We start from the raw sequence: 15,007 nt of genomic DNA, 5'->3' as shown, positions 1-15,007 counted from the left end.
AAAATAATTACTGAGCCAATTTTTGTAAATGGGCAATACGGTCATCAAGGGAGGGATGGCTGGCAAATAACTGGGAAAAACTAAATCCCCCTTTACCTTCATTAATCGCAAAGGCTTTCATGCCTTGTGGCATATAGTCAGGATGCTGGCTAGCAGGTTTCAACGCTTCAAGCGCAGCAATCATGTTGTATTTACCCGCCAAACGTGCGCCTGCTTCATCCGCACGGTATTCACGATAACGAGAGAACCACATGACAACCCCTTGTGCGGCAATACCAAACACAATATCTAACACCATACTGGTAATGTAATAACCCATGCCAGGTGAATTGCTGTCGTTTTTAAAGACCGCCTGATCTACAAATAGCCCCACAATGCGCGCAAAGAACATCACAAAGCTGTTAACTACACCTTGAACAAGCGCTAAGGTCACCATATCACCATTGGCAACGTGACCAATTTCATGCGCAAGTACTGCTTCGACTTCTTCTCGGTTCATCGATTGTAGTAGCCCAGTCGATACCGCAACCAAAGCTTTGTTTTTATTCCAACCTGTCGCAAAGGCATTGGGCGATGGATTATCAAAGATACCCACTTCTGGCATATCAATATTGACGTTTTGCGCCAAACGGCGAACCGTTTCGACCAGCCAAACTTCCAACTGGGTAGAAGGCTGTTCAATGACTTGCGTACCTGTGGAGCGTTTGGCGAGCCATTTTGACATCAACAGCGATACAAAAGACCCTATCATACCGTAGATGAAACACATCACCAGGAGGCTAGTTGTGCCTGTGCCGCCCAAATTGAACCCTAGCATTGGCGCGATGACGTTCATGACAATACCGAACACCACCATCACCGCTAGGTTAGTTAAAAGAAATAAGCCAATTCGTAACATGACGGTTTCCTAAAGACAATCAAACGATTAAATATACTTATCAACAATAAGTTGACTATGATGATTAGTATAATAGCGTTTAATGCAACAAATTAAAGGGAAAAGTAGCATAAATTTGTAACATAAAAAAAGCCAGTATTAAACTGGCTTTGGGCTTTGGGCTTTGGGCTTCTGGCTTTGGGCTTAGAGACACGTTTGTTAGCGGACAATCCTATAAGTATTTGATGAATTATAGCTAACATTTTGAAAGCCATTGCTGCTAGTACTAGAGCGCAGATTGGGGTCATTGCGATATAGGTTGTTGTAGCGGCTTAACACACGTTGTACGTAATCACGAGTTTCACGAAATGGGGGAATACCGCCGTATTTACTGACGTTGCCTTCACCGGCATTATAGCTTGCTATCACATGCTGAATATTACCAAAACGGTTTTGTAAAAATTTCAAATATTTTGCCGCGCCTTCAATGTTCTCGGCAGGGTTCCAAGCGTTATACACACCAAACCGCCTAGCTGTCGCAGGCATTAATTGCATTAACCCCTGGGCCCCAACAGGTGAGCGTGCGTTGGGATTAAAACCTGATTCAGTATGCATCATGGCTTTCATCAATGCAGGGTCGACACCATGGCGCAGCGCAGAAGCCACAATCATACTATCGTAGCTATTTTTGTTGCCACGCGCACTGGCAGGTACTGCAGCTTCATTGGCGCCCCAATTGCTATAACTATGCACATTGGTATCCGCGTAATAAGTCACTTTGACTTTTTTGGTAAAGTTTTGGAAGTTATTTCCTGCAGGGCGGTTGTTGCTGACTACATTGGTCAACAGCACCTGACCATTGCTGTCTTTAAACACATACATATTGCCAGCGTTCGCTGCATCCATACTTGCCAAACCACCTAATGACAATAGGGAAGCCGATAGCAAATAGGCTAGGCGAGGTTTCTTTGCAAACAATACCATAAATATACCTATGTAAAATTTTTGACAATACGTCACGGTAGGGCACATGACTATAAAATTTGAGGTCAGCGTCAAGCTTTAAACTGACATAAAAAGATAAAATTCGTTATGTTTCAATGACATTTGATAACAATATTATAAAAGAATTGGCATGAAATATACCATAAATCTGTCAAAAACTGGTTAAAGTTTACAAAAAATCAGATAAGGGGAAATAAGGGAATAAATTGCCAAAAAACTTGTAGACATTTTGGGTTGGATACGAAAGATTAGAAAAACAAGGGTTCAAAATTTTTAGCCATAAAAGCTATCAAATTTTCAAGCCTTAAAACTTAAAAAAAAAGTAAAATTTTTTGCTTGCACTTTACCAAAAACTATAACTCTATGATTTATATAACTAAAATAATTGGTTAAAAAATAACCAATTTAGAGATAACCTATAGTGATATGCGGTTTATTGTTGTCAAGTCAGAAGTTATCCACATGGTTATCCACATAAATTGGGGAAAATAATCTAAATGATTGATATTGATAAAAAATAAAATGAAATAACCCCCAAAATAACTGAAAAAAATCTGATGGCGTAAGGGAGGACATGACAAAAAAATGACAAATTGACGAATATATTTTTAAGATTTTATTAACGCATAGCCCATCAGCTTATTTTATCGCGTGGTATGGTCATTTTTTTGGCCAAAAAAAACCTGCACCAACTTAAATTTTGATGCAGGTCTAATATTGTTATATTGTTAAATGGCTAACAAGTTATGTCTCGTCGGCAGTATCCAATGGCTGCTGCTGTAGCAATTGTTCAAATGGCTCAAGCACTGGCGCAAGCAGTTTGGCTTGTGATTGTGATAACACTTCCTCAGCTGCGATACCAAATTCACCCAACAGCTGCTTAAGCTTGTCCACCGACATCATGGCAATCAGTTTGGTTTGACCCGTTTCATCGTAGCTGAGGTCTTCAATCACTTGTAACTTATGCAGTTCGTGTTGCAATTGTCCAAAATTGGCGGGTAAGGTTAATTCAAACCGCTGTAATTGACCCACCAATAATTGCTGCACGGCAAGGGTGAGCTGCTCGATACCTAACCCCTCATGGGCAGAGACATACACCCGATTGGGCTTGGCTTTATCACTATAACCGATATGCGGCGGCTCACCTGTGAGGTCAATTTTATTAAACACATTTAGCACAGGCACTTGATTATCAATGTCCGCTAACACAGATTGTACCGCGGCGATTTGCTCATGCATGTCTTCACGATGACTATCAATAACATGCAGTAACAAATCTGCCTCTAAGGTTTCTTCTAGCGTGGCATGAAAGGCTTCCACTAGCTCATGCGGCAAATGACGGACAAAACCGACCGTGTCGACAAGTACCACCTTACCCACGCCCGACCATGACACACTCCGTAGCGTCGGGTCAAGCGTCGCAAATAGCTGATTGGCGGCATAGATGTTTTCATGGGTCAGGGTATTAAACAAAGTGGATTTACCCGCGTTGGTATAACCGACCAGTGAAATTGTCGGTACCGAGGATTTTTGGCGTTTGGCACGACCTTGCGCGCGGGTTTGTTTGACCTTATCAAGCTTGGCTTTGAGTTGCCCGACACGCACCTGTAACAAGCGTCTATCGGTTTCAAGCTGGGTTTCACCTGGACCGCGCAGACCAATACCGCCTTTTTGGCGTTCCAAGTGCGTCCAGCCGCGTACCAAGCGGGTCGCTAAGTGATTAAGCTGGGCAAGCTCAACTTGCAGTTTACCTTCGTAGGTTCGCGCACGCTGGGCAAAAATATCCAAGATAAGACCCGTTCTATCAAGCACACGGCACTGCACCAAGCGCTCAATATTGCGTTCCTGCGATGGGGTCAAACTATGGTTAAAAATGACAATATCTGCCTCATATTGCTTGACAAGTTCCCCGATTTCTTCAGCTTTACCCGTACCCACAAAGTATTTGGCATCAGGCTTAGACCGCGTACCTGTAACCAAGGCTTGTTTTTGCGCCCCTGCCGAATCTACCAACAATTCAAATTCTTCCAAATCGTCTGGGTCATTGAGATGGGTAATGTTTAAATGGACTAAGATGGCTTTTTCACCACCTTCATAACGCTCAAAATACTCCAATGATTCATCCTTTCGTTGTGAGTGTAAAAATGTGTCTATATCTAAATATATTATCTAAGTCTATTAAGTTAAACATTCGCTTAAATAGTCGATAGCCGCGTTAGAAAAAGCGCTAGACACGATAGAGGGATTATGTCTATCAATATAAGGTTTTTTTGCAGAACTTTTAGTCAAATTTACAATTAGTAACTTAAAACGGGGGTAAAGGCGCAGGTTTGGTCATGGTTTTGCCATGAAAACGTCATTGAAACGACACTGGTGTCACGCATACTGAATTCATCCAGACTGACTAACCATCCAATTAGATGATGGGGGCTTTGTAGCTTTGACAATGAGTCAATGACAAGCTAAGGCATTTTTCGCTCAGCAGCTGGCCAATGCCATAGCAAAAACCACCATAGGTAACAGTAAGATGACTGATTTTGTAGAACAAACTAATGTTGTAGAACAAAATAACCGCACCAAATTATACGAAGATATCGCCACTTATCCTGTTGATAGTCTTTTTAATACCCAGTTGATAGCGCAGTTACTGGCACATAATTTTGCTGACATGCCTGTGATAGAGACGCTAGCCCCATTGGTGAAGCCAACGCTTAGCCGCCCCAGTACCCGCCAACGCCCGTTATTTAAGTCAGTGATTATTAACGTGAGTGAGGATAAGTTTTCGCTACAAACCGAGCAGCATTTACTCAATGCCCAGCGTCTACGCACTTTGACCTTTACCCAAGCATTTTCAGTAAGTTTTGCGGGATTTCACCCAAGCTCAGAGCAGCCGCTCGATCGGGATGATTTTGATAATTATTGCACCCATGTGGTGGTGTATGACGAAACCAAACAAGATAGCTTTGGGCAACCACTCGCGGTGGCAACCACCCGCTTACTCGATAAAAACGGCGCGATAAAAGCTGGGCAGTTCTATAGCGAGCATGAGTTTAAACTGGGTCGCTTGCTCGATGATTACCCGTATAATGTGCTAGAAATCGGACGCACCTGTGTGCATCCAGATTACCGCGGTATCACCACGATTAATCATTTGTGGGAATCCATCGCGGCAGTCGCCAAAGCTTACAATGTCAATGCGTTTATGGGCTGTGCCTCAGTTCCGATGGAAGAGGGCAATGTGCAAAACTGGTTAGATCGTCAGCTTGATAGTACCAAGCTAGATGTCAAAGTGACCCGTAAATTGCCAGAAGACAAATTATCCGCTGTCGATTTGGCGCAAGTGGCTGATGTGGACTTGGCCAATCCGCAAAATTTTGCCTTGCCAGCGCTGTTAAAAATGTATGTCAAAATGGGCTGTAGTCTTGGCGCAGTGGCTTGTTATGACCCTGAGTTTGACTGTGCCGATGTGTTTGTTTGGTTGCCGTTTGAACAAGTCAAACCGCGCTATCAGCACTATTTGCACTAACTTGTTTATTGGTAAAGGCAAAGGTGCTAATCTTAACCAAGATAAACCCTGTTTGCTGATCTTTAAAAGTCAAGCAGACCTAGTAAGCCGTGTGCTCAATAATTTGCTATACTACATCCACAATTTTTCACTCACATAGTTACCTTATGCAAAAATCTAATCATAAAACTGCACCATCAGCGCTGACAATCAGTAGACTACTTAGCGAGACGGCAAAACAACTGCGACAACCTGCTACCTATAGTAAAAAGAATTTGGCGACCCAGTGGCAACGCAGCAAGCGCGTTATGAATTTAATGGCAGCGATTCACACAGGGGTTGGCTATGCGTGGCAGATTAGCCACACACCAAATCCCGATAATCAGCAAATCATCCAACTGATTCAAAAATTCTGTAAAAAATCGCTCAAATCGTTAGGCATTGAGGTGATTGCAATTGAGCCAATACCGACACATCACGCACTATGGGCGAGCAACCATATCTCTTGGCTAGATATCCCTGTGGTGGGTAGTATTGTACCGACCTTCTTTTTGTCCAAAGCGGAAATCGCGAATTGGCCGGTGATTGGCTGGATGGCGACCACTGCCCACACTTTATTTATCCACCGCGGTTCGGGCGATACTAGTAAAATCAGTGAGCAGATGAGTGAATTTTTATCACAAGGTTCACCCGTGGTTTTCTTCCCAGAAGCGACGACCACAGACGGCACAGCGATTAAACGTATTTATGGCAACTTGTTGCAATCTGCGATGGACAGCCAAGTGCTCATTCAACCGATTGTGATTTGCTATGTCAACCAAGATGGCGAACTTGACCAAAACATTCCGTATTATGGCGATATTGGCTTGATAGATAGCGTCAAACGTGTGCTCGATAACCGCCCTGCAAAAGCCTATGTGCTACCGTTAGCAGCCATTGACCCTGCGGGTAAAACCCGAAACGAAATTACCGCTATCTTGCAGCAGTCCATGGTGGATGGGCTGTCGCGCTTGCATGGGCAAGTGCTTCACGCTAAAAAACCTTAATCGTTACGGTCATTGTCAACTATAAAAGCCAAGCTGCCATCGCCTTGGCTTTTTTTTATTATATGAATATCATAGAAGTTCACTAAAATTTTTCAGTCTCATTGTATTGTAATAAAATGTAAAAATTTCATCAAATCTGTTATCATATGCGCAAAAAAACGTTATGTGACAATCACTTGCGATTAAATAGTCGCTAAAACGGTTGAACTGTTAAGCGGCATCAATTACCCATGAGCCACGCTTTATAAAACCGTTACTGGACAACGTTTGTCATCTATTTGTGCACGATTATTTTTACACTCCGCCCGCCACAATGACGAGTGAGTTTAATACCGATTGGATGAGTGCGAGCTTGTGATTATTTTGCCCCGTAAATTTATTCATTAACCCCTAAATTTTTTCACTAACCCTCTAAATTTGTTTACTAAAAAGGTTCTTGATATGCGTACCGATATGTTCCAACAAATCTTAAATGACCTAAACAGTTCTTCAGCGGATGTAGAAGCCTCTGCGCTGATTTCAACCGATGGTTTGATGATTGCGTCAGCCTTGCCAGCGGGCATTGATGAAGACCGTGTCGGTGCGATGTCAGCCGCGCTGCTATCACTCGGTGACCGTGCAGGTCGAGAATTAGCGCGTGGCAGTATCGAGCGCGTTATGGTGCAAGGCGAAAAAGGCTATGTGATTATGTCGGCATCGGGTACAGAAGCGGTATTGACCATTTTGACCAAACCAAATGCCAAATTGGGTCTGGTGTTCTTGGATATGAAGCGTGCGGCTGAAGCCTTATCAAAACTTATCTAAAACTTACAAACAGGTTAACTTTGTCAGCCAATCACTAATATTAGCAACCGTGACTCAATCAAAAATTTATCCATCAAAAATTTATAAGGAGAGGTAATGAAATCTGTACAATTACCCGATATGGACAAACCTGCTGGCGGTGCCACAGCGCATCGTCTGACTTACTCAGATGGCTTAAGTCGTGTCGTTTATACCACCGAAAACGAGCTACCTTACCCCGATGGCAAACTTATCGTTTCACGCGTGGATTTAGATGGCATTATCACCCACGCCAATGACGCCTTCGTGGATATCAGTGGCTATAGCCGCGATGAATTAATTGACGCGCCGCATCATATTTTGCGACATCCACAAATGCCAAAAGCCGCCTTTAAAGACTTGTGGCAAACAGTCGAAGCGGGCAAAAAATGGCATGGTTATGTCAAAAACTTGTGCAAAGATGGTAGCTACTACTGGGTGTATGCAACGGCTGTGCCCAATATCCGCCATGGCGAAACGGTTGGCTATACCTCGGTACGACGCAAACCATCACGCAGCAAAATCGCGCAAGCTGAAGCACTGTATCGCAAAATGCTAGAGGAGCAAGCCTAATGACAATTAATTTACTCATTGCGCCTGACTTCGCGCCTGAGCGTTTTGCAGGGTGGTATATGCTCAATACACTGCTACAAAAAAAATCCGGCATTCACATTCACTTACTGACACCGGCGTCTGCGCATGAACAAAACGACTTAATCCAAGCGCAAAACGTCGATATTATCTATGCCAATCCCTTTGACGCAGCGACAATGATTCGGGAGCAGGGTTATCGCGCCGTGGCGCGTCCACTGGGCAAATCTGATGAAATGGTGATTGCTGCAAAAGCCGATAGCGGCATTGCAGCACTTGATGATTTAAAAGCAGGCTGCACCATTGCCATGGCAGATAACCGTGATGTCAAATTAATTGGGCTTCGTCTGCTAGAAGCCGTGGATTTGTTAGAAACGGACATTACTTGGAAAGTTACTGAGACTTACCAAGCCGCTGCGCGTAATTTGATTAAAGGCGAAGCCGATGCGGCATTCTTTTTATCAGAAGTTTATCATAGCTTGTCACGCTTGACCTTATCGCAGATGCAGGTATTGATTGAAAGTGATTTGAGTGATATCAGCCATGTGCTACTGGTTAAAGAGAGTTTTGCCGACAGTCAGCCATTTATCGATGCCTTATTAAGCTTAAAAGACACCGCAGATGGCGAACAAGTCTTACAAGAATTGGGGATGAGCGACGGTTTTGAGCCGATGACCCAAGAAGACGGCGAGTTTATGATTGATTTAATGGATACCTTATTGGATTAATCGGTCAAGCTTGTCATCTTGCCCAATAGCGCAATTCATGTTTAGATGGAGTTGCGCTTTTTTTATGCTGAAGCGTTTTGATTGCCATCGGGTTTAATAGTATAGTAGGGGATAAATGCGGCAGTTTTTCACAGCGCTAGTCATTAATACCTCACCCGTGTCACATAACTTTTTATATAATTAGGCTAATTTTTTGAGGAATCAGCATGTATTCATTGTCGAATCGTAATCGTAGAAAATTTCAAAAACATTGGCTTAGTTTTCGTCTCTATAGTCGACAAGTGATTGACCAACCGATGAACATGGATATCCACACCAGCCGCATCATGGCAGCGATGGAGCTTGATGAAAAAGAGCCGTTGCAAGGTGCGTTAGCCGATATGTTTTATGGTTGTTGGTTTGACGTGCCCTATTTTGGTGACCGTATGCTCAACCAAGTGAGAGAAAAACTAACGCCAACGCTGCTGCAAGGGTTTGACCAATGCGTCAATCATGGTGAGTATGTGTTTAAAGTAAGCCATCTTGCCACGCGCTGGAGCGTATTGGTATCGCCTTCAATAGTCACTTATCAACACCAGCTGCGTGTGTCCACCGATGACTCGAAAGTAGTGGCACAAACGACGATTGCTGCGTTATTAGATATCATGGAAGAGGAGGACGACCCTGAAGATCAAGCCGAGCAAATTGCCGAAATCGAAGAAGAATTCTTTAACCATTGCCTTGTTTGTCATGACCGCTTAGCATTTAGCATGGTTTGGTGGGAAATGTCAAAAAACAAATGGGATTTTAATGACAAATGGCTTGAGACCAAAGAATATTTTGCCAAGCAAGCCGCTTAACCTTAACCGAATCGATAATTTAGCAGCGCAACCGATAAATTAGTAACCCAATCGATGAATGAGCTTTTGCATTCACCAACGCTATCATACAACATTACCTTCGCCGTCTATCAAAATTTAAGGAAAATACCATGCCAGAACAAAACGACACCTATGTGATTTTAACGCCTGCCGGGGTATTGCATGGTTTTTCAAGCGCCAATCCCTCAGAGCAGCAACTAGCCTTGCAGGCGGTACTCGCACCTGAACAAAGTATGACGGCACGGGAATGGGGTGAGCGTTATAGTGACACTTGGTTAGATATGTTTATCGAAGAAGGTTGGATTGAAACCATTGAAAAGCGGGTGGTCGCTCCGCACGTGCAGTTGGATAACTTTTTAAAATATGTAGCAGCGAGTCTATCAGGTAGTCGCCGTGTCGCAATTGCATCAGATGAAGGCTTTTGTCTAGCAAAAATGGGCTTTACTCAGCAAGAAGCAGACACGCTATCGGTAGCGGCTGCCGACTTTTATGGCTTTTTAGAGCGCCAACAGCAGCGCGGTTGGGCGGTACATGGGTATGGGGTGTCATTTTTTACCAGTATTGATATGTTGATGCCCAATACCAGTATGGTGTTTTTATGGATCAACAAAACGGGCTATTTCTTGATTATCGAAGATGAGCCGCTCATCAATAACCGCGCTTTTGTGGAATTGGTGTGGGGTATTAAAGCGACGGGCGAACGGTTTGAGCAGCGTGCAACACTGACACAACAATCAGAGGCTAAAGAAAGTAATGCGGCAGGCGATGACACCCAAACGGTTAATTGATAGACTGTAAAAAAACCGCTGAGAGTTAATCAGCGGTTTTTTATTGTCAGTAATTTTTATTGAAAGCTTCCATTTGGCTTAAGGTCAGTTTAATGCCAGCTAAATGTCAGTTGAATATCAGCTTAGCGTGATACCTTTACTGTCTTTTGGTGTCACTCTAAAAATCTGCACTTTAAACAGGATATTTTGACCTGCCAATGGATGGTTAAAATCCACTTTGATGGCATCTTCATTGACGTCACTGACCACACCCACGAGCGTGGTTTTGCCTTTGTCTTCAAATTCCATCATGGTACCGACTTCGGGCAGATTGCCCGTCACGGCAAACTGCGCATGACTAAAAGTCTGTACGTTATCAGGGTTCCACTCACCAAACGCTTCGTCAGGCGACAGCGATGCGGTGCGAGTATCGCCGGCTGTCAAGTTGATAAGTACCTTCTCAAACCCTTCAAGCAGACTGCCATCACCCACCACCAAGCGAACAGGTTCGCCACGCTCAAAGGTTGAGTCGATGACGGTGCCATTTTCTAAGCTGACCTCAAAATGCAAATCAACGGTTGAGTCTTGAGTGATGCGGGTTTGTTCGTTTGGCGTAATAATGTCATGATTCATGCGGTTGTTCATCCATCTAAAAATTAAAGGGTGTTACGTTTGGATTCTAATAAAAACGCATCGATTAAAATCAACACAACGCCAATATTAATCGCCACATCAGCTATATTAAAAATCGGGAAATGCCACGCATTGCCATAGTGGACATGCAAGAAGTCAATCACATAGCCCAAGCGTACCCGATCAATCAAATTGCCCACCGCGCCCGCCAGCACCAATGACAAACCCAAAGCCAATAATTTGGCTTGTTGGGGTATTTTGCGTAGATACGCCATGATGCCAAGGGAAACAGCCAGTGCCAGTCCGCTAAACAGCCATTTTTGCCAGCCGCCTTTATCTGCCAAAAAACTAAACGCCGCACCATAGTTGTGAGCAAGGGTAAAGTTAAAAATCGGCTCAATAATCGCCGTGGTTTGATACAGTTGGTAGTTGTGCTCAAAGTACAACTTGGTGAGTTGGTCAATAATCATTAACAAAACCGCAATACCATACCACATCATGACTTTGTTGCCGTTGATGGGTAGGGTAGTGGATGAATGAGTGGCAGCAGTCGTTACCTGTGTATTAGGCATAATGACGCACCTCGCCTAGACCTTCGACATTCTGGGCGCAGCGACCACAGATTTCTGGATGGGCAGGATTGATGCCGATATCTTCGCGAATGTGCCAACAGCGAATACATTTTTCACCCGTGGCAGGTTTGACCACTACCGCAACTTGGCTGTCTTCGTCGCTATAGGTCACATCGCTTGGTTGGTTGGTTAATGCCGCTACATTGGCTTGGCTTGAAATCAACACAAATTTGAGTTCATCGCCTAATCGATTGAGTGACGCCATGGTAGTATCTGGTGCATACACGGTGACATTAGCCGATAAATTGGCGTTAATCACTTTATCGGTGCGCGCAATTTCATAGGCTTTGTTGACGGTTTCTTTGACATTCAAAATCGCTTGCCAATCCGATTCGCCCACGTCATCCAATACCACTTCTGGGAATTCATACCATTCTTCGGTAAAGATGTAGCCATTGCCATTGCTTGTATGCGGACCTTTCAAGATTTTCCAAGCTTCTTGTGCGGTAAATGACAAAATCGGTGCAATCCAGCGCAATAACGCATGGGCAATATGATAAATCGCGGTTTGTGCTGAGCGGCGCGCTTCACCATTGGCTTTGGTGGTGTATTGACGATCTTTAATGATGTCTAAATAAAAACCACCCAAATCTTGTGAACAAAAACCCACCACCGCTTGACACACTTGGTGAAAATCCATGTTGGTATAAGATTGGCGAATGTCAGCTTGTACCGCCTCAGCGCGTTTTAAAATGTACTTGTCAAGGCTGACCAAATTGCTAGCATCTACCAAGTCGGTCGCTGGGTCAAAGTCATCTGTATTCGCCAGTAAAAAACGAATGGTGTTACGAATACGGCGATACATATCCGTGGTGCGCGCAAAGCCTTCAGTCGATACCGCCATCTCGTAACGGTAGTCACTTGAGCCGACCCATAGGCGCACGATATCAATGCCATATTTATTGGCAAGTTCTTGCGGCTCAAAGCCTTTGGTATTGCCTTTGGATTTTGATAATTTATAGCCTTTGGCATCTACGGTAAACCCGTGCGTCAACACTTGCTTGTACGGTGGACGACCATAAATCGCTTCACTCACCAAAATTGAAGACTGGAACCAACCCCGATGTTGGTCAGAGCCTTCAAGGTATAAATCCGCAGGATTGGCCAAGTCAGGACGATTGGCGAGCACGGCAAAATTGGTTGACCCTGAGTCAAACCAGACATCTAGCGTATCGGTCGATTTTTGATATTCTTTAGCATCATCCCCGATAAAGTCTTCAGCCGCGGCATCAAACCACGCTTCCACACCACCTTGCTCAATCACTTGCGCGACTTTTTCCATCAGCTCAGCGGTATTTGGGTGCAAATCGCCCGTGTCTTTATGGATAAAAAAGGCAATCGGCACGCCCCAAGTACGTTGGCGGCTGATACACCAATCTGGGCGACCATGCATCATCGATTCGATGCGATTTTGTCCCCAACTTGGCGTCCATACCACCTTTGGAATATCGGTCAACGCTTGCTCACGCAGACCTTGGCTTTCCATGTTGATAAACCATTGTGGCGTTGAACGGAAAATAATCGGCGTTTTGTGGCGCCAGCAATGCGGATAGCTGTGAGTAATCACGTCATGCTTGAGCAAATGGCCACTGGCTTTGAGAGTTTCGATAATTTTTGGTTGCGCTTTATAAATATGCTCGCCGACAAAAACTTTGGCTTCAGGCAAATACACGCCGTTACCTGCAACTGGGTTTTCGGTAGGCAAGTGAAATTTTTGCCCGACCACATAGTCATCGACACCGTGCGCGGGCGCAGTGTGTACCAAACCCGTACCGCTATCCGCCGTCACGTGGTCGCCTGTGATAATCGGCACTTGACGCTCAGCAATCAGTGGATGCTGGGCTTTAAGTACGGTTAACGCATCGCCTTTCACGGTTGCCAACACACTGTATTCTTTGGCGTTAAACACACTCATTAAATACGGAACTAAATTATAAGCGACAATTAAATGGCTAATTTTCGCCTGTGGTTTTTCGCCTGCCATTTGATAAAACAAGCGCTCGCCCGAACCGTTGTCAGCGGTTTTTTGATAAGTTGCGCCAATTTTTTCTAACGCTTTGGCAGAACGCTGATTATCGGGGGCAACATGAAACCAAATCGTTTCTCGCTGCGATTGGGCGTGACTTAGCATCGCCGATTTAATTTCAGCATTGGCCCCTGATCCCCAATACTCACGGGTCAAAAAGGTGTAGCCAATCGCAATCGAATTTTCTTCAACATTATCATCATAAAAACGGGTCGTGCCAATAATGTTATTGGTTTTTTTATCGACAATCGCAAAGGCTTTTTGCTCAAGGGCTTTTTTGAAATACGGCTCAAATACGGCAGGTTCGTGGCGTTTTTCCGGCAACATTTCCCAAATCAAAGGGTCAGATGCACTTGCCTGTAAAGCGGTTTTATCGTCTTTGGTTAAACGGCGAAGTAAATAATTAGGCGTGTCAAGAGTAGTAGGAACAGCAAACGCTTGTTTATTAAACGTCACTTTTACCACTGAGTATTCTAGCTCAGCGCTTGCGGTAATCGCCTGATTGGCAGGCAATGTCCAAGGCGTGGTGGTCCAAATCACCGCCTGCAAAGCGCCGTCAACCGCTTTAGTCGCCGCTAATGCTTCACGGTTGACGATATCAAAACCGACATAAATCGCATCGGATTTTTTATCTTCATATTCCACTTCTGCTTCTGCGAGCGCCGAACCACAATCCAAGCACCAATTCACCGGTTTCATACCGCGAGTGATATGCCCGTTTTTGTATATTTCTGCCAAGGCACGGACGGTATCAGCTTCTTGCTTGAAGTTCATGGTCAGATAAGGATTTTCCCAGTCACCCAATACGCCCAAGCGTTTAAAGTCAACCATTTGCAGGTCAATTTGGCTTTTGGCATAGTCGCGGCAAGCGCCGCGAAACTCGGTTGACGTCACGATGGCGCCGTTTTTGCTTTTGTCTTTATGGGGTTGACCCACTTTACCGATAATGCCTTCTACTTTTTGCTCAATCGGCAATCCATGACAATCCCAACCCGGTACATACGGCGCGTCATAACCGTCAAGCGTCTTGTATTTGACAATCATGTCTTTGAGCACTTTATTTACCACGTGACCTAAGTGAATCTGACCGTTGGCATAGGGAGGGCCGTCATGCAATACATACTTTTCACGACCTTGACGAGCGTGACGAATTTGGGCATACACATCGTCGGCAAACCATTGTTCTAGCCATTTAGGTTCGCGTTTGGCAAGGTCGCCACGCATGGGAAATACGGTATCGGCAAGGTTTAGGGTGTCTTTATAGTCGGTTGACTGATTGTCAGTGTTGTCGGTCATGTAACTCTCGGTATTCTATAAAAAGTGCAAAAGGTAAAAAATTGATAACAGGGTATTATATGTTAAAATTGGCAGATTGACAAAGCGTGGTTTGGCTTATCTCATGCTTGACCTAGGTATGTTTGTCACAAAAAAATCTCACTCACCAAAATAGCTATCAACGCTAAAAATAGTTGAAAATGCTAAAGATAGTTGCTGAAGGATAGCAATGCTCACCAG

The 15,007-nt window shown here is 44.3% G+C and carries 13 protein-coding genes; 7 read left to right on the top strand and 6 right to left on the bottom strand.

Annotation, left to right across the window (positions count from 1 at the left end; translation table 11 throughout):
* Positions 1-7: 7 nt before the first annotated feature.
* The 3 genes from htpX to hflX form a co-directional block, all read right to left on the bottom strand.
* Positions 8-898 carry a protease HtpX gene (htpX, locus tag ACAM39_RS08125; protein ID WP_369627305.1) on the bottom strand — a complete coding sequence of 297 codons (891 nt, stop codon included), beginning with the start codon at positions 896-898 and terminating at the stop codon, positions 8-10.
* 198 nt (positions 899-1,096) lie between these two features.
* Positions 1,097-1,861, bottom strand: coding sequence for a lytic transglycosylase domain-containing protein (locus tag ACAM39_RS08120; RefSeq protein WP_369627304.1), 765 nt, complete (start codon positions 1,859-1,861; stop codon positions 1,097-1,099).
* Positions 1,862-2,626: 765 nt separating this feature from the next.
* Positions 2,627-3,997, bottom strand: coding sequence for a ribosome rescue GTPase HflX (gene hflX / locus ACAM39_RS08115; protein WP_369627303.1), 1,371 nt, complete (start codon positions 3,995-3,997; stop codon positions 2,627-2,629).
* A gap of 412 nt (positions 3,998-4,409) precedes the next feature.
* Here hflX and ACAM39_RS08110 point away from each other — a divergent pair, with 412 nt between their 5' ends.
* From ACAM39_RS08110 to ACAM39_RS08080, 7 genes are all read left to right on the top strand, one after another.
* Positions 4,410-5,408, top strand: coding sequence for a GNAT family N-acetyltransferase (locus tag ACAM39_RS08110; protein ID WP_369627302.1), 999 nt, complete (start codon positions 4,410-4,412; stop codon positions 5,406-5,408).
* 146 nt (positions 5,409-5,554) lie between these two features.
* A complete protein-coding gene (locus ACAM39_RS08105) occupies positions 5,555-6,433 on the top strand; it encodes a lysophospholipid acyltransferase family protein (protein WP_369627301.1) in 879 nt (292 codons plus the stop codon).
* A gap of 441 nt (positions 6,434-6,874) precedes the next feature.
* Positions 6,875-7,237 (top strand): roadblock/LC7 domain-containing protein, encoded by a 363-nt coding sequence (locus ACAM39_RS08100; protein ID WP_007117205.1) that lies wholly within the window; start codon positions 6,875-6,877, stop codon positions 7,235-7,237.
* A 96-nt stretch (positions 7,238-7,333) separates the two neighbouring features.
* Positions 7,334-7,828 carry a PAS domain-containing protein gene (locus tag ACAM39_RS08095; RefSeq protein ID WP_369627300.1) on the top strand — a complete coding sequence of 165 codons (495 nt, stop codon included), beginning with the start codon at positions 7,334-7,336 and terminating at the stop codon, positions 7,826-7,828.
* Positions 7,828-8,574, top strand: a complete 747-nt coding sequence (locus ACAM39_RS08090; protein ID WP_369627299.1) for a phosphate/phosphite/phosphonate ABC transporter substrate-binding protein — start codon at positions 7,828-7,830, stop codon at positions 8,572-8,574. The genes ACAM39_RS08095 and ACAM39_RS08090 overlap by 1 nt, the downstream gene beginning before the upstream one ends.
* Before the next feature lie 206 nt (positions 8,575-8,780).
* On the top strand, positions 8,781-9,413 hold the full coding sequence (locus tag ACAM39_RS08085) for a hypothetical protein (protein ID WP_128680020.1): 633 nt from the start codon (positions 8,781-8,783) through the stop codon (positions 9,411-9,413).
* Positions 9,414-9,544: 131 nt separating this feature from the next.
* Positions 9,545-10,222 carry a hypothetical protein gene (locus ACAM39_RS08080; protein WP_369627298.1) on the top strand — a complete coding sequence of 226 codons (678 nt, stop codon included), beginning with the start codon at positions 9,545-9,547 and terminating at the stop codon, positions 10,220-10,222.
* Positions 10,223-10,339: 117 nt separating this feature from the next.
* Here the strand turns inward: ACAM39_RS08080 and fkpB are convergent, their stop codons facing one another.
* Genes fkpB through ileS form a run of 3 tightly spaced genes read right to left on the bottom strand, consistent with a single transcriptional unit; the run spans position 10,340 to position 14,716 of the window.
* The gene (fkpB, locus tag ACAM39_RS08075; RefSeq protein ID WP_369627297.1) at positions 10,340-10,834 is read right to left on the bottom strand and encodes an FKBP-type peptidyl-prolyl cis-trans isomerase; all 495 of its coding nucleotides are present in this window, start codon (positions 10,832-10,834) and stop codon (positions 10,340-10,342) included.
* A gap of 23 nt (positions 10,835-10,857) precedes the next feature.
* A complete protein-coding gene (lspA, locus tag ACAM39_RS08070; RefSeq protein WP_369627296.1) occupies positions 10,858-11,406 on the bottom strand; it encodes a signal peptidase II in 549 nt (182 codons plus the stop codon).
* Positions 11,399-14,716, bottom strand: coding sequence for an isoleucine--tRNA ligase, N-acetyltransferase domain-containing (gene ileS, locus ACAM39_RS08065; protein ID WP_369628593.1), 3,318 nt, complete (start codon positions 14,714-14,716; stop codon positions 11,399-11,401). Before ileS ends, lspA begins: the two co-directional genes overlap by 8 nt.
* Positions 14,717-15,007: the final 291 nt, after the last annotated feature.

The organism is Moraxella sp. K02 (assembly GCF_041154755.1).
Taxonomy (GTDB): Bacteria; Pseudomonadota; Gammaproteobacteria; order Pseudomonadales; family Moraxellaceae; genus Faucicola.
Note: the sequence above shows the minus strand (reverse complement) of the source record. Positions and strands in the feature narration are given on the sequence as shown.